Annotated in this window: 16 protein-coding genes; 9 read left to right on the forward strand and 7 right to left on the reverse strand. The window is 71.7% G+C overall.

From position 1 onward, the window contains the following. Positions 1-165 precede the first annotated feature (165 nt). Positions 166-909, forward strand: coding sequence for an LppX_LprAFG lipoprotein (locus tag AC1DQF_RS04460; protein ID WP_477524002.1), 744 nt, complete (start codon positions 166-168; stop codon positions 907-909). After that, a complete protein-coding gene (locus AC1DQF_RS04465; protein WP_477524003.1) occupies positions 906-2,669 on the forward strand; it encodes an MFS transporter in 1,764 nt (587 codons plus the stop codon). The genes AC1DQF_RS04460 and AC1DQF_RS04465 overlap by 4 nt, the downstream gene beginning before the upstream one ends. A 15-nt stretch (positions 2,670-2,684) precedes the next feature. Here AC1DQF_RS04465 and AC1DQF_RS04470 read toward each other — a convergent pair whose 3' ends face one another. Beyond that, entirely contained in the window at positions 2,685-4,520 is a 1,836-nt protein-coding gene (locus AC1DQF_RS04470; RefSeq protein ID WP_477524004.1) for an NAD(P)-binding domain-containing protein, read from the reverse strand. 88 nt (positions 4,521-4,608) lie between these two features. Here AC1DQF_RS04470 and AC1DQF_RS04475 point away from each other — a divergent pair, with 88 nt between their 5' ends. Genes AC1DQF_RS04475 through AC1DQF_RS04485 form a run of 3 tightly spaced genes read left to right on the forward strand, consistent with a single transcriptional unit; the run spans position 4,609 to position 6,710 of the window. Further along, positions 4,609-5,826 carry a sigma-54-dependent transcriptional regulator family protein gene (locus AC1DQF_RS04475; RefSeq protein WP_477524005.1) on the forward strand — a complete coding sequence of 406 codons (1,218 nt, stop codon included), beginning with the start codon at positions 4,609-4,611 and terminating at the stop codon, positions 5,824-5,826. A gap of 27 nt (positions 5,827-5,853) precedes the next feature. Further along, positions 5,854-6,348, forward strand: coding sequence for a beta-class carbonic anhydrase (locus AC1DQF_RS04480; RefSeq protein ID WP_477524006.1), 495 nt, complete (start codon positions 5,854-5,856; stop codon positions 6,346-6,348). Then, positions 6,348-6,710 (forward strand): SdpI family protein, encoded by a 363-nt coding sequence (locus AC1DQF_RS04485; RefSeq protein WP_477524007.1) that lies wholly within the window; start codon positions 6,348-6,350, stop codon positions 6,708-6,710. The genes AC1DQF_RS04480 and AC1DQF_RS04485 overlap by 1 nt, the downstream gene beginning before the upstream one ends. A gap of 67 nt (positions 6,711-6,777) precedes the next feature. On the opposite strand, the gene AC1DQF_RS04490 is transcribed toward AC1DQF_RS04485, so the two are convergent. Continuing rightward, the gene (locus AC1DQF_RS04490) at positions 6,778-7,158 is read right to left on the reverse strand and encodes a hypothetical protein (RefSeq protein WP_477524008.1); all 381 of its coding nucleotides are present in this window, start codon (positions 7,156-7,158) and stop codon (positions 6,778-6,780) included. Further along, the gene (locus AC1DQF_RS04495) at positions 7,155-9,227 is read right to left on the reverse strand and encodes a DNA gyrase/topoisomerase IV subunit B (protein ID WP_477524009.1); all 2,073 of its coding nucleotides are present in this window, start codon (positions 9,225-9,227) and stop codon (positions 7,155-7,157) included. The genes AC1DQF_RS04490 and AC1DQF_RS04495 overlap by 4 nt, the downstream gene beginning before the upstream one ends. Before the next feature lie 241 nt (positions 9,228-9,468). Between AC1DQF_RS04495 and AC1DQF_RS04500 the strand changes: the two genes are divergently transcribed. The 3 genes from AC1DQF_RS04500 (at position 9,469) to AC1DQF_RS04510 (ending at position 11,130) form a co-directional block, all read left to right on the forward strand. Further along, complete coding sequence (locus AC1DQF_RS04500) at positions 9,469-9,714, forward strand: DUF7455 domain-containing protein (protein WP_457208178.1); 246 nt, start codon at positions 9,469-9,471, stop codon at positions 9,712-9,714. Between the two features lie 109 nt (positions 9,715-9,823). Continuing rightward, positions 9,824-10,303 carry a DUF456 domain-containing protein gene (locus AC1DQF_RS04505; protein ID WP_477524010.1) on the forward strand — a complete coding sequence of 160 codons (480 nt, stop codon included), beginning with the start codon at positions 9,824-9,826 and terminating at the stop codon, positions 10,301-10,303. Then, positions 10,303-11,130 (forward strand): EamA family transporter, encoded by an 828-nt coding sequence (locus AC1DQF_RS04510; RefSeq protein ID WP_477524011.1) that lies wholly within the window; start codon positions 10,303-10,305, stop codon positions 11,128-11,130. The genes AC1DQF_RS04505 and AC1DQF_RS04510 overlap by 1 nt, the downstream gene beginning before the upstream one ends. Before the next feature lie 18 nt (positions 11,131-11,148). On the opposite strand, the gene AC1DQF_RS04515 is transcribed toward AC1DQF_RS04510, so the two are convergent. Beyond that, complete coding sequence (locus AC1DQF_RS04515) at positions 11,149-11,685, reverse strand: hypothetical protein (protein WP_477524012.1); 537 nt, start codon at positions 11,683-11,685, stop codon at positions 11,149-11,151. 121 nt (positions 11,686-11,806) lie between these two features. After that, positions 11,807-13,303, reverse strand: a complete 1,497-nt coding sequence (locus AC1DQF_RS04520; RefSeq protein ID WP_477524013.1) for an RNA polymerase sigma factor — start codon at positions 13,301-13,303, stop codon at positions 11,807-11,809. A gap of 304 nt (positions 13,304-13,607) precedes the next feature. Here AC1DQF_RS04520 and AC1DQF_RS04525 point away from each other — a divergent pair, with 304 nt between their 5' ends. Beyond that, positions 13,608-14,609, forward strand: a complete 1,002-nt coding sequence (locus tag AC1DQF_RS04525) for a TerC/Alx family metal homeostasis membrane protein (protein ID WP_477524014.1) — start codon at positions 13,608-13,610, stop codon at positions 14,607-14,609. A 2-nt stretch (positions 14,610-14,611) separates the two neighbouring features. Here AC1DQF_RS04525 and AC1DQF_RS04530 read toward each other — a convergent pair whose 3' ends face one another. After that, on the reverse strand, positions 14,612-16,591 hold the full coding sequence (locus tag AC1DQF_RS04530; RefSeq protein ID WP_477524015.1) for a hypothetical protein: 1,980 nt from the start codon (positions 16,589-16,591) through the stop codon (positions 14,612-14,614). Between the two features lie 163 nt (positions 16,592-16,754). Next, positions 16,755-17,327 (reverse strand): HhH-GPD-type base excision DNA repair protein, encoded by a 573-nt coding sequence (locus AC1DQF_RS04535; RefSeq protein ID WP_477524016.1) that lies wholly within the window; start codon positions 17,325-17,327, stop codon positions 16,755-16,757.

Consider the following 17,327-nt stretch of genomic DNA (forward strand, 5'->3'; position numbering starts at 1 on the left):
GCTCGCCGGTGGACCTCCCCGAGCCCACCGGACGGCGCGACGGGTCGGGCCTCCCGGCGCCCCAGCCGATCGCCGCCGTGGCCGGGCCGGTCGCCGCCGCCGTGTCCGGCGCGAGCCCGGCCGACGAGGCCGTGGCCTCCACYGACGGTGTGGAAGGCTGAAGCCATGACCTTCTCCTCGGCCCCCGGTTCGCGACGTACGCCGATGCGCACGCTCGCCGGGGCCTTCCCCGGCGTCCTCGTCGGTGTCGTCCTCCTGGCCGGCTGCTCCGGCGGCGACAAGAGCCAGGCCACCGACCAGCAGACGCCGGAGGAGGTCCTCGCCGCGGCCGCCGACACGCTCGCCGCGACCAGCGGCGTGGACCTCACGCTGTCGACCGAGAACCTGCCGAAGGGCGTCTCCGGCATCACCCGCGCCGACGGCATCGCCACCGACGCACCCGCGTTCGAGGGGACCATCACGGTCGTCTACGCCGGTCAGAGCGTCGACGTGCCCGTCGTCGCCGTCGACAAGGTCGTCTACGCCCAGCTGCCCTTCACCACCGGCTACCAGGACATCGACCCCGGCGACTACGGCGCTCCCGACCCGGCCGCCCTGGTCAGCGACGAGACCGGCTTCGGCTCCCTGCTGTCGGTCACCGAGGGCCTCGAGGAGGGCGACAGCGTGCGGGGCGGCGCCGACAACACCGAGGTGCTCACCACCTACACCGGGACGGTGCCGGGCGCGGCCATGAAGAAGGTCATCCCGAGCTCGTCGGGCGACACCTTCGACGCCGAGTACCTCGTCAGCGACGACGGCGAGCTGCGCCAGGCCGTGCTGACCGGCGTCTTCTACCCGGACAGCGCCGAGATGACCTACACCGTGGACCTCGCCGACTACGGCACGACCCGCGACATCGTCGCCCCATGAGCCGGGCGGCCGGACCGGACACGTCCGGGACCGGCTCCGCCCGCGTCCTGCTCGGCCTCGCGGCGGTCGCGGTGGCGTTCGCCGCCGCCGACACCTACGTCGTGGTGCTCGCCCTGCCCGACATGATGACGTCGGTGGGCGTGCCCATCGACCAGCTCCAGCGGGCCGCGCCGATCATCTCCGGCTTCCTCCTGGGGTACGTCGCGATGCTCCCGCTCATCGGCCGGATGGCCGACCTGCGCGGCCGGGTCCCGGTGCTGGTGTTCTCGCTGGTGCTCTTCGCGCTGGGGTCGCTGGTGACGGCACTCGCCTACGACATGCCCTCGATGGTCGTCGGGCGCTTCCTGCAGGGGGTCGGCGGCGGTGGCCTGGTGCCCGCGACCCTCGCCCTGGTCGCCGACCTCTACCCGCCGCACCGGCGCGGCGTACCCCTCGGCGTCGTCTCGGCCGTCCAGGAGGTCGGCTCGGTCATCGGTCCGCTCTTCGGCGCTGCGGTGCTCGCGTTCACGGACTGGCGGGTGATCTTCGCGATCAACCTCGCCGTCGGGCTCCTGCTGGCCGTGGCCATCCGCCGGGTCGCACCCGCCCCCCGCGCGGCCCGGCGCCGGGTGGACGTCGTCGGGATCGTCCTCMTCGGGACCACCCTGCTGGCCGGGGTCCTCGTCATGCTGCGCCCGCCCCCGCTGCTGCGCGACCTCACGTGGGGCCAGGCGTTCATCCCCTTCACCGCCGACGGTCGCTGGCTCACCCCGGTCGGCGTGGTCGCCATGGGCGCGGGCGTGGCCTTCCTCGCCTGGTGCACCCTCGCGAGCGCCCCCCTCCTCGACGTACGCCGCTGGGTCGCGGCCCTCCGCGAGGCCGACCTCGTCGGCGCGCTGCTCCTCGCGCTCGCGCTGGCCGGCGTGATCCTGGCCTTCGCCACCGCGGACCCCAAGGTGCAGGTCTTCTCCGACCAGGGGCTGTGGTTCCTGCTCGGCTCGGCCGTCGCTGCGGTCCTGCTGGTGGTGCACCTGCGCCGGGCCGAGGCACCGCTGGTCCCGCGTGGGGCGCTGCGGCGTACCCCCGCCTGGGGCGCGCTGCTCGTCAGCTTCTTCATCGGCGCCGCGCTCATCGCCGCGCTGATCGACATCCCGCTGTTCGCCCGGACGACGGTCTACCCCGACTCCCAGCTCCTCGCGGCGCTGGTGCTGGTGCGCTTCCTGGTCGCGCTCCCCGTCGGGGCCGTCCTCGGGGGGTTCCTCATCCGCAGCGTCTCCCCCGGTGTCGTCACCGCGGCCGGCATGGCGCTGGCGGCGGTCGGCTTCGTGCTCATGACCCGGTGGGACCTCACCTCCCTGTCGCACTGGTCGGCCACCGTCGCCCTGGTGCTCGGCGGCCTCGGCTTCGGCCTCGCCCTGGCGCCGGTCAACGCCGCCCTCCTCGCCCACACCGACGACGACGTGCACGGGGTGGCCAGCGCCTTCGTCGTCGTCGCCCGGATGGTCGGCATGCTCGTGGGGATCTCCGCGCTGACCGTGGTCGGGCTGCGGCGCTACTACGCCGAGCAGGCCGACGTGCCCCCCGTCCGTGAGGTCTGCGGCGGGTCCAGCCGCTGTCCGGAGTTCAGCCGGCTGCTCAAGCTCGCCGGGATCGCCCAGGAGCACGCCGTGTTCTGGGGCGCGGCGGGCTGCGCCGTGGTGGCGGGGATCCTGGCGCTCGTGCTGTTCGCGGGGGCGCGCACCGACCGGGTCAGTGCGCGCGACGCGTTGTCGGCGCACTGACCCGGGCCAGGGGGGTCAGCTCGTGTGGTGCACCTCCTGGAGGCCGTGCACCGGGGTGTCGATGCCCTCGAACCGCGCCTTCAGCTGGAGGGCGAGGTACAGCGAGTAGTGCCGTGACTGGTGGAGGTTGCCGCCGTGCATCCACAGGTTCTGGATCTGCGTCGGCTTCCACATGTTGCGCTGCTCGCCCTCCCACGGTCCGGGGTCCTTGGTCGTCTCGGACCCCAGTCCCCAGACCTTGCCGAGCCGGTCGGCCGTCTCCTGGTCGATCAGGTCGGCCACCCATCCGTTCATGGAGCCGTAGCCGGTCGCCATCACCACGACGTCGGCAGGCAGCTCGGTGCCGTCCGCGAGCACGACGGCGTCGGCCGTGAGGTGGTCGATCTGGCCGTTGACCAGCCTGACGTCGCCGTTGGCCACCAGCTCGGCCGCACCGACGTCGATGTAGTAGCCCGAGCCCCGGCGGAGGTACTTCATGAACAGTCCCGAGCCGTCGTCGCCCCAGTCGTGGTCGAAGCCGGCGGCCTCGAGACGGTCGTAGAAGTCCTGGTCCTTCGCCRCCATCGCCTCGTAGGCCGGGATCTGGAAGCGGTGCATGATCCGGTAGGGCAGCGACGCGAAGATCAGGTCGGCCTTCTCCGTGGTGACCCCGGCCGCCAGGGCCCGCTCGGAGTAGAGGTCGCCGAGGCCGTACTCCATCAGGCTGTCGCTCTTGACGATGTGCGTCGAGCTGCGCTGCACCATCGTGACGTCGACGTCGTTCTCCCACAGCGCACCGCAGATGTCGAAGGCGGAGTTGTTGCTGCCAATGACCACGACCTTCTTGCCGGCATAGGCGTCCGGCCCCGGGTGTGCCGAGGAGTGGTGGAGGTCGCCGGTGAAGACGTCCGTGCCGGGCACGTCGGGGATGTTGGGCTTGCCGCTCATCCCGGTCGCGAAGACCAGCTGGGTCGGGCGCAGCGTCACCGGCCGGCCCTCGCGCTCGACCTCGACGGTCCACTGCCCCGTCTCCTGCGAGTACGACGCGCTGGTGGCGGTCGTGCTCGACCAGTACGGCACCTCCATGATCGTGGTGTACGACTCGAGCCAGTCGCCGATCTTGTCCTTGGGGGCGAAGACCGGCCAGTTGTCGGGGAACTTCAGGTAGGGCAGGTGGTCGTACCAGACCGGGTCGTGCAGGCACAGCGACTTGTAGCGGTTGCGCCACTGGTCGCCGGGCCGCGGGTGCTTGTCGATGACCAGGCTCGGTACGCCGAGCTGTCGCAGCCGGGCGCCGAGCGCGATGCCGCCCTGCCCGCCGCCGATCACCAGGACGTAGGGCTGCGTGGTGCTGCCCAGGCTCTCGGCCTCGTCCTGGCGGCGCTCCAGCCACGTCCGGCGCTGCCGGTCCGCCCCGTGCTCGGCACCGCGCGGACGGTGCTCGTTGCGCGGCTCCTCGTACCCCTTGAGCTCGTAGAGCGTGGTGAGGAAGGTGAACGCCCGCCGCTCGCCGTCCTCCTCGACCAGGCGCAGGAGACCGCGACCGCGGCCGACGGCCGTCTCGAAGAGGAACCATGCCGTCACCACCCCGTCCGCCTCGTCGGCGGGCTCGTCGAGCGCGAACCCGGACGGGTCGGTGGTGGCGAGGGTCGCCTCCAGCAGGTCGCCGACGCCCTGGCGTCCCTCCACGGTGGTGAGGTTCCAGCTGAAGGCCACCAGGTCCCGCCAGTAGGACTCCGTGGCGAAGAGCCGGGCCGCCGCCGGCACGTCCCGGGCCGCCAGCGCGGCCCCCAGGTCGTCAAGCCAAGCCGTGGCCACGGCGCTGGGGTCGGGTGTCTGGGTGGCCTCGGCTGCGTCGAGGGTCTGGGTCACGGGTGTCTCCTTCCGACGTGACCCACGACACACCCGCCCGTAGGATCGGCGGCAGGGTTGCACGGGGTTGCAACCGTCAGGAGGGGTGATGGCCCGCGACGAGCGTCAGCACGAGCACGCGCAGCGGGTCACCCGCGAGCGGACGCTGTCGGGCAGCGCCCCCGCCGAGCTGGCCCGTCCCGAGATCAGCGCCTCCTGGCGCCGGGTCCGGGCCGGAGGGTTGGCCCCGGGCGCCGAGCCGGCCGTCGCCCCGCTGACCGAGGGCGAGGTCGAGTCCCGCCGCGCCGCCAGCGCGCTGGCCCCCCTCCTGCCGAGCATCACTTCCTCGCTGTCCCCCGTCGTCGACGACGGCCTGCTGGTGGTGGTCACCGACACCGACGGCCGGGTCCTGTGGCGCCGGGGCCGCGGCGGGGTGCGTCGCCTGGCCGACCGGCTCGGCTTCGTCCCGGGCTCGGCGTGGACCGAGGCCAACGTCGGCACCAACGCCATCGGCACCTGCCTGGTCGTGGGCGAGCCGGTGCACATCCACGGTCCCGAGCACTACGTGGAGTCCCACACCCGCTGGAGCTGTGCCGCCTCCCCCGTCCTCGACCCGTGGACCGGGGCGARCCTCGGTGCCGTGGACATCAGCGGGCCGGCGTACGCCGTACGACGCTCCGTCCTCGCCCTGGTCGGGGTCACCGCCCGGCTGGCCGGGGCCGAGGTGCGCAGCGAGCACGCAGCCTCCCTGGAGCGGCTGCGCGCGTACGCCGCGCCCGTGGTCGCCCGTGTGGGCGGCCGCACGCTCGCGGTCGACCCCAGCGGGCACGTTGCGGCCGTCAGCGGCTGCACCGCCCCCGACCGGCTGCTGCTCCCTGCCGACCTGTCCCCGGAGTCCACGTGGCTCCCGGCCCTGGGCGCCGTGAGCGTGGAGCCGCTGCCCGGCGGGTGGCTGCTGCGCCTGGGCGACGACCACCCCACGGCCACCGAGCTGGTGCTGGACCTCCGAGGACGACCGGAGCTGCGGGTCAGCACCCCCAGCCACGACTGGCGGCACCACCCCAGTCCCCGGCACACCGAGATCCTGCTGGCCCTGGTCCGCGCACCCGAGGGCCTCACCGCCGCGCAGCTCGCCGACGCGCTGTTCGCCGACCCCGGCCGGGTGGTCACCGTCCGCGCCGAGATGTCTCGGCTGCGGCGCACCCTCGGCCCGATCCTCCAGGCCAGGCCCTACCGCATCTCCCCCACGGTGCGGGCCGCGATGCTGCTCCCCGACGCGGGCCCGGGGATCGGCGAGTCCAGCTCCGTGGCCGTCGCGTCCGGGTAGCCCCCGGCTCCGCTACCCTCAGCGGTCGTGGACGACTTCACCGACCTGATCACGGCCAACCGGTCCTTCGCGGACTCCTTCGAGCTCGGCGGCTTCGACGGCGTCGCGCACGCCGGGGTGGCCATCGTGACGTGCATGGACAGCCGGATCGACCCGCTGCGGATGCTCGGGCTCCAGCACGGCGACGCCAAGATCTTCCGCAACCCGGGTGGCCGGGTCACGGGCGCGGCCCTGGAGGCACTGGTGCTCGGCGTCCACCTGCTCGGCGTCGAGCGGATCCTCATCGTGCCGCACACCAGGTGCGCGATGGCCTCCCACACCGAGGCCGAGCTGCGGGAGCGGATCGGCGCCTCGGCCGGGGCCGACGCCTCCTGGCAGAAGTTCCACGTGATCGATGACCAGGTTGCCGCGCTCCAGGAGGACGTGCAGAAGGTGCGCTCGCACCCGCTCATCCCCGACACGGTCAAGGTCGGCGGGTTCATCTACCACGTCGACACCGGGCTGCTGGACCAGCAGTTCTGATGGCCGACGCCGAGGTCGCCGCCACCACCCTCGCCGTGGTTGCCGCCGCTGTCGCCGCCCTCGTGTGGTGGATGACCCGGGAGGCGGCGGCCGGCCGCATCGTCCGCAACCGGACGATGGGCATCCGGACGCGCCGTACCCTCGCCTCCGACGAGGGCTGGGTGCGCGGCCACCAGGTCGCGCTCCCCTGGACCCTCGCGGGCCGGTACGCCGCCGGCGTCATCGCCGTCGCCGCGCTCGTCGCCGTGGGGGCCGGCCTGACCGTGCCGCTCGGCCTCGGGCTCGGCCTGGCGGGCATCGCCACCGTGCTCGGCACCGTGCTCGGCGCCGTGCTCGCGATCAACCGCACCCTGCCCGACTGACACGACGCAGGCCGCACGTCCACGCGTCTGCGTCGAAGTACACCCGCCGCAGGGGCCTTGTGGCTCGTCATCGCGGAACCACGACGACCTGGTGGTCGTCCTCGTAGACCACCCGGCCGGGGTCCTCGGACTCCACCCGCTCCCAGGCCACGCCGTGCCTGTCGAGGATCTCGAGGTGTCCCCGGGTCGCCTCCACCAGGTGGTCGGCCGCCGGCACCTTGAACCACGCCACTGCCAGCGGGTTGACCTCGCGGTCGTAGACGCGGGGGTCGACCGTCGACGGGTCCGTGTAGGCGGCATCGAACCAACGGTTCATCCGCACCCGATAGGCCTCGTCGACGTCGCTGAGACCGCCGCCCCGCCCCAGCACGTTGACGAGCCCGAAGACCCCGACGTGGATCCCCCGCGCCGACGGCTCGACGTGCTGGAACCGGACGAAGCGGCTCACGCGTCGAGCGACTCCATGTCCACGTCGTACGCCCCCTGGACGATGAACTCCTTGCGCGGCGCGACGTCGGAGCCCATGAGCAGCTCGAAGACGTGCGCGGAGACCTCTGCGTCGTCGACGGTGAGGCGGCGCAGGGTGCGGTGGCGCGGGTCCATGGTGGTCTCGGCCAGCTGGTCGGCGTCCATCTCGCCCAGACCCTTGTAGCGCTGCACCGGGTCCTTCCAGCGCACGTTCTTCTTCTTCAGCTCGGCGAGCTTTCGCTGCAGCTCGTCGTCGGAGTAGGTGTAGACGTACTTGTCCATCCCCTTCTTGGGGTTGGAGATCTCGATGCGGTGCAGAGGCGGGACCGCGGTGAAGACACGCCCGGAGGTGACCAGCTCGGGCATGTACTTGAAGAACAGGGTCGCCAGCAGGCAGCGGATGTGTGCGCCGTCCGAGTCGGCGTCGGCCATGAAGATGATCCGGCCGTAGCGGGCGGCGTCGAGGTCGAAGGTGCGGCCGGAGCCGGCCCCGACCACCTGGATGATGGAGGCGCACTCGGCGTTCTTGAGCATGTCGCCGACCGAGGCCTTCTGGACGTTGAGGATCTTGCCGCGGATGGGCAGCAGCGCCTGGTACTCCGAGTTGCGGGCCAGCTTGGCCGTGCCCAGCGCGGAGTCACCCTCGACGATGAACAGCTCGGTGCGCTCGTTGTCGGCGGCACGGCAGTCGGCGAGCTTGGCCGGCAGCGCCGAGGACTCCAGGGCGTTCTTGCGCCGCTGCGTCTCCTTGTGCTGCTTGGCGGCGATCCGGGTCTTGGACGCACCGACGACCTTCTCCATGACCAGCTTGGCCTGGGCCTTCTCGGCCCGCTTGGAGGAGGTGAGGAACTCCTTGAGCTCCGCGGCCACCACCTTGCGCACGACGGTGCGCGCCGCCGGGGTGCCGAGGATCTCCTTGGTCTGGCCCTCGAACTGGGGCTCGGCCAGTCGCACGGTGACGACGGCGGTCATGCCCTCGAGGACGTCGTCCTTGATGACGTTGTCGTCGTTGACCTTGAGCACCTTGGCCGAGCGCATCACGTCGTTGAACGTCGCGGTCACCGCCTGCTCGAAGCCGCTGAGGTGGGTGCCGCCCTTGGGCGTGGCGATCACGTTGACGTAGGAGCGGACCTGCGTGTCGTAGGTCTGCGACCAGCGCAGCGCCACGTCCACCATCAGCTCACGCTCGACCTCCTGCGGGGTCATGTGGCCGTGGTCGTCGAGCAGCGGCACCGTCTCGGTGAAGGTGTCGCTGCCCTGGAGCCGCAGGATCTCGGTGACCGGCTCCCCCGCCGAGAGGTAGTCGGCGAACTCCGAGATGCCGCCCTCGTGGAGGAACTTCTCCTCCACCAGCTCCGGCCCCCGCTGGTCGCGGATCACCAGCTCGAGGCCCGGGACGATGTACGACGTCTGCCGGGCCCGGCCGAGCAGTCCCTCGAACTCGACAGTCGCGTCCTTGGTGAAGATCTGCCGGTCCGGCCAGAAGTGGATCCGGGTGCCGGTCTTCCCCTTCGCGACCCGCTTGCCCTTGCGGGACATGCCGGACGCGGCCGTGAAGGGCGCCTGGGGGCCGTCGCCGTCGAAGGTGCCCGGCACGCCCCGCTGGAACGAGATGCCCTGCTGGGAGGGCGAGCGGTCCACGTCGATGTCCATCCGCGACGAGAGCGCGTTGACGACCGAGAGGCCGACCCCGTGCAGGCCGCCGGTCGCGACGTACGAACCGCCGCCGAACTTGCCGCCCGCGTGAAGCTTGGTGGCCACCACCTCGACGCCCGGGAGCCCGGTCTTGGGCTCCTTGTCGGTCGGGATGCCGCGGCCGTCGTCGTGGACCTCGATGGACCCATCGGGGTGCAGCGTCACCTCGACGCGGTGCGCGACGCCGGCCAGGGCCTCGTCGACGCCGTTGTCGATGATCTCCCACAGGCAGTGCATGAGGCCGCGGGTGTCGGTCGACCCGATGTACATGCCGGGCCGCTTGCGCACCGCCTCCAGCCCCTCGAGGACGAGGAGGTGCGCTGCGTTGTAGGTGTTGTCCGCCGGTGCTGCCACAAGGGAAGAACCTACCCGCGACACGCCGTACGACGACGCGCGGCACGCTGCCACGCAACCGTCCGGGGCACGGCTAGCGTCATACCTCACACAGGCAGTACGCACGACCGCACCGATCCGCTCGTCCCACGGTGACGAACAACCACCACGGGACAGCCACATCAGTGCAAGGATGGATGGGTCAGTACCGAACCACCTGCGGGGAATCTTTTCCCCGGGGGCTACGTTGGGCCAGACACCGATGGAGAGAAAAGAGGCCGATGTGACCACTGCCATTGCCCCCCAGCCCGCCGCCCTGACGGCAGGCGACCGCTGCGACCGCTGCGGTGCCCAGGCCTACCTGCGGGTGGAGCTTCAGACCGGTGGCGAGCTGCTGTTCTGCGCCCACCACGCCCGGGAGCACGGCGACAAGCTGCGAGAAGTGGCCTCGACCGTGCAGGACGAGACCCACAAGCTCTCGGCGAGCCCCGCCACCACCGAGGACTGATCACCCCCGACCCCAGACCACCACAGCGGCCCCGGACCTCGTCCGGGGCCGCTCCTCATTTCCCTCGCCGTGTGCCCGGTCGATCGACGGCTGTGGAAGGCTCCGGCGGGTGACCCCCCTCGAAGTCCTGATCGCGGTCCTCATCGGCGTCGGTGTGATCGGCATCATCGTCCCGGTCCTGCCGGGCTCCATCCTGGTCCTCGGCGCGATACTGGTCTGGGCCAGCGAGGTGGGCACGTCGCGTGCCTGGATCGTGTTCGCGGTCGCCGCGACGTTCCTCGTGGCCGGTGCGGTGGTCAAGTACGTCCTGCCCGGTCGTCGACTGCAGACGGCCGGGGTCCCCCGCTCCACGCTGCTGATGGGCGCCCTGCTCGGCTTCGTCGGCTTCTTCGTGGTGCCGGTGGTCGGGCTCGTCGCCGGCTTCGTGCTGGGCATCTACCTCTCCGAGCGGCACCGTCTCGGGGCCCGAGCCGCCTGGCCGGCGACGGTGCACGCACTGAAGGCGGTGGGCATCTCCATCCTGATCGAGGCCCTGGCGGCCGTCCTCGCGGCTCTCACGTGGGTCGTGGGCGTCGTGGTGACGCCCTGATGGGCGTGCTCCTGGCCCTCGGCGCGGCGCTCGCCTACGGGTTGTCGGACTTCATCGGCGGACTCGCGTCGCGTCGTACGTCGGCGTGGTCGGTCGCCTTCGTCGCCGCCGTCGGGTCCCTCGTCGGCGCGGTCGCCCTGGCCGTGGCCGTGCCCGGCCACGCGACGGGGACCGACCTGGCGTGGGGCGCCCTGGCCGGTATCGGCAGCGGCACCGGTGGCGCCTTCCTCTACCGGGGCTTCGCCGCCGGTCGGATGGGCGTGGTCGCCCCGGTCTCGGCCGTGGGCGCCGCCCTCGTGCCGGTGGTGGTCGCGGTGACCACCGGCGAACGCCCCTCGACCCTGGTCTGGATCGGCATCGCGGCCGCCGTGCCGGGCATCTGGCTGGTCAGCCGGGAGCCCGACAACGACGGCGGGCTCGCCGACGGGCTGGTGGACGGCGTCCTCGCCGGCGCTGGATTCGGGCTGCTCTTCGCCGCCATGGGGCAGGTCCCCGAGGCGGCCGGCTGGTGGCCGACCGCCCTCGCGCAGGCCGTCGCGCTCGTCGCCGTGGCCGTCACCGCCTCCGTGCTGCGGGCCGCCTGGGTCCCACGGCACCGCGCCGACCTGTGGGGGTTGCTGGCCGGCGTGCTCGCCACCACGGCCGTGGTCTGCTTCCTGCTGGCGACCCAGAGCGGGCTGCTCACCATCGCGGCGGTGGTCACCTCGCTCTACCCGGCGGTCACGATCCTGCTCGCGGCCACCGTGCTGCGCGAGCACATCCACGCAGCCCAGGGCGTCGGCCTCGCGTGCTGCGGGGTCGCGGTGGCGCTGGTCGCGGCGGGCTGACGCCGTCGCGGTCCGGGCTCAGCCGGGCGCGAGCCAGGTGCCGAAGCGGCGCGTGGCGGGAGTCCAGTCGACGACCGCGTGCACGCCGTCGTACAGGTCGGTCATCAGGACGCTGACGCGCACCGAGGAGGGATCGTCGAGGCACTGGCGCGCGATGCGCATGACGGCGACGTCCGCGGCCCAGCGCAGCCGGACCGAGTGCTCGCACTGCAGCGGGGCGCCGACCGCCCGCCACCGACGCACGTGCGCCAGCTGGTAGTCGGTGCCGTCGTTGAGCCCGGTGTTCAGGACGTACTCCGGACCGCGTCGGCCGCGGTCCGCGTCGACGTAGGTGCCCAGGCCCGCGTCGTTGCGTCGACGCAGGTCGGCGAAGTGGACCCGCACGACGACCGCGGTCCCGGAGTGGCGCACCGTGGTGGAGAGGATGTCGGTGCGCGACTGTGACGTCTCAGCGGCATCCGGCAGCGTCTGGGTGGTCGCCCGGGCTGCCGTGGGGATCAGGACCACGGCCAGGGTGGCGAGCGTGAGCCCGCACCGGGCCATCGTGTGCTTCATGTCGGCTCCCCCTGGGATCGCGAGCGGTCGCATCCGTGCCTCGCGCTCAGGCTAGCGGTGCCGGACGTGCGACCGCGGCCGCCCCAGGACTCGGGACGGCTGCGGTGCGACGTGCGGGACGTCAGTCGAGGTAGTCGCGCAGGACCTGCGACCGGCTCGGGTGGCGCAGCTTGGACATCGTCTTGGACTCGATCTGCCGGATCCGCTCGCGCGTCACCCCGTAGACCTTGCCGATCTCGTCGAGCGTCTTGGGCTGGCCGTCGGTGAGGCCGAACCTCATGCTCACCACGCCCGCCTCGCGCTCGGAGAGCGTGTCGAGGACGGCGTGCAGCTGCTCCTGGAGGAGCGTGAAGGACACCGCGTCGGCGGGCACGATGGCCTCGGAGTCCTCGATGAGGTCACCGAACTCGGAGTCGCCGTCCTCGCCGAGGGGCGTGTGCAGCGAGATGGGCTCGCGGCCGTACTTCTGGACCTCGATGACCTTCTCGGGGGTCATGTCGAGCTCCTTGGCGAGCTCCTCGGGCGTGGGCTCGCGGCCCAGGTCCTGGAGCATCTGCCGCTGGACGCGGGCCAGCTTGTTGATGACCTCGACCATGTGCACCGGGATGCGGATGGTGCGGGCCTGGTCGGCCATCGCCCGGGTGATCGCCTGGCGGATCCACCACGTGGCGTACGTCGAGAACTTGTAGCCCTTGGTGTAGTCGAACTTCTCGACCGCGCGGATCAGACCGAGGTTGCCCTCCTGGATCAGGTCCAGGAAGAGCATGCCCCGGCCGGTGTAGCGCTTGGCCAGCGAGACCACGAGGCGCAGGTTGGCCTCGAGGAGGTGGTTCTTGGCGCGGCGGCCGTCCTCGGAGATCCACTCGAGCTCCTCGAGCACCTTCGGGGTGATCTTGCCGCCCTTGGCGAGCTTCTCCTCGCTGAAGAGGCCGGCCTCGATCCGCTTGGCGAGCTCGACCTCCATCTCGGCGTTGAGGAGGGGCACCTTGCCGATCTGCTTGAGGTAGTCCTTGACCGGGTCGGCGGTCGCGCCGGCGACCATGACCTGCTGCTCGGGCTCGTCGGTGTCGTCGGACGCGGAGACCGTGAAGGCCTGCTTCTCGTCCTCCTTGATGGTGGGATCGACCTTGACGTCCTTCTCGAACTGCTCGTCCGGGACGTCGGGGAGGATCTTCTTGCCGTCGGCGCCGATGGCCGCGGGCTCCAGCTCGGTCTCGAGGTCGACCGGGGCGCCGGCAGCGGCGGCCTTCTTCGCGGGCGCCTTCTTGGCCGGAGCCTTCTTGGCGGCGGGTGCCTTGGGCTCGGCCTCCTTGGCGGCGGCGGCCTTGGTCGCCGTCTTCTTCGCCGTGGCCGCGGTGGTCGTCTTGCGGGCACCCGAGGTGGCCGCGACGGCGCGCGAGGTGTCGGCGCCGATCTCGACCGAGATGCCCAGGCCACTGAGGTGGCCGAGGAAGGCCTTCAGGTGGCGTGGCTCGACCTGGGCGTCGTCACTGGCCTGTCGGAGGTCGTGGGTGGTCACGCTGCCAACGGGGGTGCCTCGCTCGATGAGCGAGACGATGGCCGGGTGCGCGAGCACCTCTGCGGGGAGCAACTTGCGTGCGTGCGAGGACACGAACACCTCTCGTCGGAAGACTTCGGGGCGCGGCGAGGCCCGGTTAAGTCAAGAGCCGCACTGTCATTCTGCCACGGCCCCCCTCGGGTGCTCGAACCTGCGTCCTCGTGGGCGCGGCTGGGCGGGGTTCGGCGCCATACTTGAGTGGATCCGTACACTTCCTCCCGAGGGGAGTACCTCACCAAGACCACCCGGTCAGTACGGCGCGACGACTTGCGCCTCGGGTGGGCGCCGGACGTCGATCGTGGCAGACGGCGAGGGAGACCTCAGGCCCAGATGCAACCTGTCCTGAGATCTCGAGGAGAACTCCGTGCTCGACACCATTGCCACCCCGACCCTGTGGTGGGTCACCATCGGCGCCGTCATCGGCCTGCTGGTGATCGACTTCATCGCCACCCGCAAGCCCCACGAGGTCTCGATGCGGGAGGCCGTGGCCTGGTCGGTCTTCTACGTGGCCCTCCCCCTGCTCTTCGGGCTGTACGTCTGGAACGCCCACGGCGCCGACCGGGGCCTGGAGTACTACACCGGCTACCTGGTCGAGAAGACGCTGAGCGTCGACAACCTGTTCGTCTTCATGCTGCTGCTGGCCGCGTTCGCAGTGCCCAAGGCGCTCCAGCAGCGGGTGCTCCTCTACGGCATCGTCGGCGCCCTCGTGCTGCGCGGCATCTTCATCGCTGCCGGAGCCGCGGCCCTGGACCGGTTCGACTGGGTCTTCCTGGTCTTCGGCGGTGTCCTGCTCCTCACCGGTCTCAAGCTGCTGCGCGACGCGGTGTCGGGCCAGGACCACGACATGGACGTCAACGAGATGCGCATCGTGCGCCTCACCCGCCGGGTCATGCCGGTGACCGACGACTACGAGGGCACCAGGCTCGTCGTACGCCGCGAGGGCAAGCGCTGGCTGACCCCGTTCGCGCTCGTCGTGATCGCCGTCTTCGCCACGGACGTCGTCTTCGCCGTCGACTCGGTGCCCGCCGTCTACGGCATCACCGGCGACCCCTACCTCGTCTTCGCCACCAACGCGTTCGCGCTGCTCGGCCTGCGGGCCCTGTACTTCGTGCTGCAGGGCGCGCTCGCCAAGCTGGTCCACCTCTCCTACGGCCTGGCCGCGATCCTCGGCTTCATCGGCATCAAGCTGGTCCTGCACTGGGCCCACGAGGTGTGGCCGTCGATCCCCTCGGTGCCCACCCTGGCCTCGCTCGCCGTCATCCTCGGCATCCTGGCGCTCACCACGACGACCAGCCTGATCGCCTCGCGACGTACGGAGGACGCGGCCCAGAGCGACCCGCAACCGGAGTCCGTCGACGCCGGCTAGGGTCAGGAGTTCGGGACGAAGATCGCACGGTAGCGCCAGGTCCCGTCGGAGCTGACGACCGATGCCCCACCCGTGGCACGGCCGTTGGCGAAGGGCTGGCTGCGCAGGGCACCGTCGCTCGATGAGCCGAACAGGATCCGCCCGGAGGCCAGGGTCATGCCGGCCACGGACCCGAACGTGGTGCCGCTGGCGACCTCGACGTACGTCTCGGCGCCCACGACCTCGCTCTCCGGCGTGAAGTACCGGTAGAGCAGCCGGCTGTCGCCCGAGACGGTGTAGTAGATCCGGTGGGTCGAGGGGTCGTAGAACATCCCGGTCAGGCTGGCGATGGCGAACGGGATGCGCGTGCCGGTGTCCGGGTCGTCGTACAGGTTGACCACGCGCTGGGTGCCGACCGCTCCGGAGGTCCGGTCGAACGTGCGCTTGTACAGCGCCCCGTCGGCGAGTCCGTAGTAGAGGGTGCCGTTGAGGAGGAACGCGCCGCGGACCGTCGACCAGTTGATGGTCGTGTTGGCGACGCTCGGCGAACCGGTCGGCGCCCCGGACGAGTTGACCGCGCGCCGCTGCAGCGCACCGCCGTTGGCGCCGGTCGCGAGAGGCGCCACGAACAGGTCGTTGGGCAGGCTGGCAGCAGCGACGGCGGGCACCGTGGTGCCACCCGCCAGCGGCATCAGGGCGATCCGGCCGTGCCTCTCGTTGCCGATGGTGGTGGTGTCGCTGCCCACCCAGAGGCCCTGGGAGGTGGCGAACAGCGCCTGCGCACCGACGCCGCGCGCCCGACCGGGGTTCCAGGACAGGGGCAGGCCGTTGGATGGGTCGAGGGCGGCGATGCCCTCGCGAGGCACAGCCCCGGGGCCGGCCTGGTCGCCCTGGAACGGGTTGTTCTGCCAGCGCATGTGGCCGCCGACGTAGATCGCGCTGCCGGTGACAGCGACGCCGTACGTCGTGTCGCCGCCGGTGTAGTCCGACCAGGTCGGGTCGTTGCCCGTGCTGGCCGTCTCCCAGCGGCTGACGGTGTCGCACATGGTCCCGGCCGCGGCGCCGCCGGCGAAGGCCCCGGTGGCGGAGATGGCGAAGTAGGACCCGTCGGGGGAGAAGTCGATGTCGCGGGTGAACGAGTCGAAGACACCGGCACAGCGGTTGTGCGCCCGGTCGTAGCGGTTGGTCGCCCAGGGCGCGACGGTCGCGATGGTCCCGCTGGTGTCGAGCACGGCGACCTGCACGCGCGGCAGGCCACCGACGGTGGAGAAGTTGCCGATGGCAGCCAGGCGCGAGCCGTCCGCGGTCACGTCGAACCGCTTGACGTTGGTCGTGCCCCCGCCGGCGTTGTTGGGGTCGTAGACGCCGGTGAAGCCGACGTTGACGTCGGCGAGCACGGCGCCGGTCGCCGGGTCGAGGGCGGCGAGGGCGGCGCGGCTGGTGGTGACTCCCGCGGACCTGACGCTGACGAACGCGCCCCCGATGTAGACGCGGGGCCCGCGGACGACGACCTCGTTGACCTTGGCGTTGGGGACGGCGTTGAAGGACGGCACCACGGCACCGGTCGAGGTCAGCTTGACCACCCGCTTGATCGCCGTGTTGCCGCCCACGGAGCTGAATGCGCCGGCGGCGTAGATGTAGGTGCCGTCGGTGTCGAGGGAGTTGACGGCGCCACCGAGGTCGGGGTTGAACGTGGGGTCGATGGCGCCCGTGGTGGCGTCGAAGGCGAAGATCCGGTTGCGCACCAGGTCGTCGCCGGTGTTGGCGTAGGTGCCGGCCGGGCTCACCGACGTGAAGGTCCCCGCGGCGATGATCGTGTTGCCGACCTGGGTGATCGCGATGACCGCCCCGTTCATGGCGTGCGGCGTGTTGTCCGCCGGGTTCGCGGAGACGACACGGTTGCCGTGGTCTGCGTTGACGGCGCCGGCGGGGATCGACGTCGCGGCCAGCAGCGACAGGGAGGCCGCGAGCAGCGCCGCGACCCTCAGGGTTCGACGGTGCATCCCGGGCTCCTCGTGGTCGAGGACGGGGTCGCGCCCGGACGGCGCGCGCGTCCTGACCACGACCGTGACGTACCCGGGGCCGCCCGGCCCTCGCGTCAGGCCGACATCGCCGAAACCGGGTAGGCCCGCCGCTGCCGCTCTCGGGCCACCCCGGGGAGGGCCCTCAGGACGGACCGGCCGCCTTGGCCTCCGCCTTCTTCTGCTTCTTGAAGTCGCGCACCTTCTGCAGGGAGGCTCCGTCGACGACGTCGGCCACGGAGCGGTGGCCGTCCAGCGCGTAGTCCCCCACGACGGCCTCCCAGCCCTCTGGCCGCACGCCACGCTGCTTGGCGAGCAGCGCGATGAAGATCTGCGCCTTCTGCTTGCCGAAGCCCGGCAGCGCCATCATCCGCCGGAGCAGGTCCCGGGCGTCGTCGGCCTCGGTCCAGATGCGCGAGGCGTCGCCGTCGTACTCGTCGGTGACGATCCGGGCCAGCTCCTGGAGCTTGGAGGCCATGGAGCCCGGGAATCGGTGGATGGCCGGCGTGGTCGCCGCCATCGTGGCGAACTCCTCGGGGTCCGCGGCCGCGATGGCCGCCGGGTCCATGGTGCCGAAGCGGTCCAGGACCTTGGCCGGACCGCGGAACGCGTGCTCCATGGGGTACTGCTGGTCGAGCATCATCCCCGCCAGCAGGGCGAACGGGGACTCGTCGAGGACCTTGTCGGCGGTCGGGTCACCGGTGATGTTGAGGGCCAT

The sequence above is a fragment of the Nocardioides sp. P4_G4 genome, from assembly GCF_056401085.1.

What these genes read in the sequence shown, in the direction of transcription:
- AC1DQF_RS04515 (WP_477524012.1), bottom strand. Translation starts at nt 11,685, where the DNA reads ATGAAGCACACGATGGCCCGGTGCGGGCTCACGCTCGCCACCCTGGCC.
- AC1DQF_RS04460 (WP_477524002.1), top strand. Translation starts at nt 166, where the DNA reads ATGACCTTCTCCTCGGCCCCCGGTTCGCGACGTACGCCGATGCGCACG.
- AC1DQF_RS04535 (WP_477524016.1), bottom strand. Translation starts at nt 17,327, where the DNA reads ATGGCCCTCAACATCACCGGTGACCCGACCGCCGACAAGGTCCTCGAC.
- AC1DQF_RS04510 (WP_477524011.1), top strand. Translation starts at nt 10,303, where the DNA reads ATGGGCGTGCTCCTGGCCCTCGGCGCGGCGCTCGCCTACGGGTTGTCG.
- AC1DQF_RS04530 (WP_477524015.1), bottom strand. Translation starts at nt 16,591, where the DNA reads ATGCACCGTCGAACCCTGAGGGTCGCGGCGCTGCTCGCGGCCTCCCTG.
- AC1DQF_RS04500 (WP_457208178.1), top strand. Translation starts at nt 9,469, where the DNA reads ATGGAGAGAAAAGAGGCCGATGTGACCACTGCCATTGCCCCCCAGCCC.
- AC1DQF_RS04485 (WP_477524007.1), top strand. Translation starts at nt 6,348, where the DNA reads ATGGCCGACGCCGAGGTCGCCGCCACCACCCTCGCCGTGGTTGCCGCC.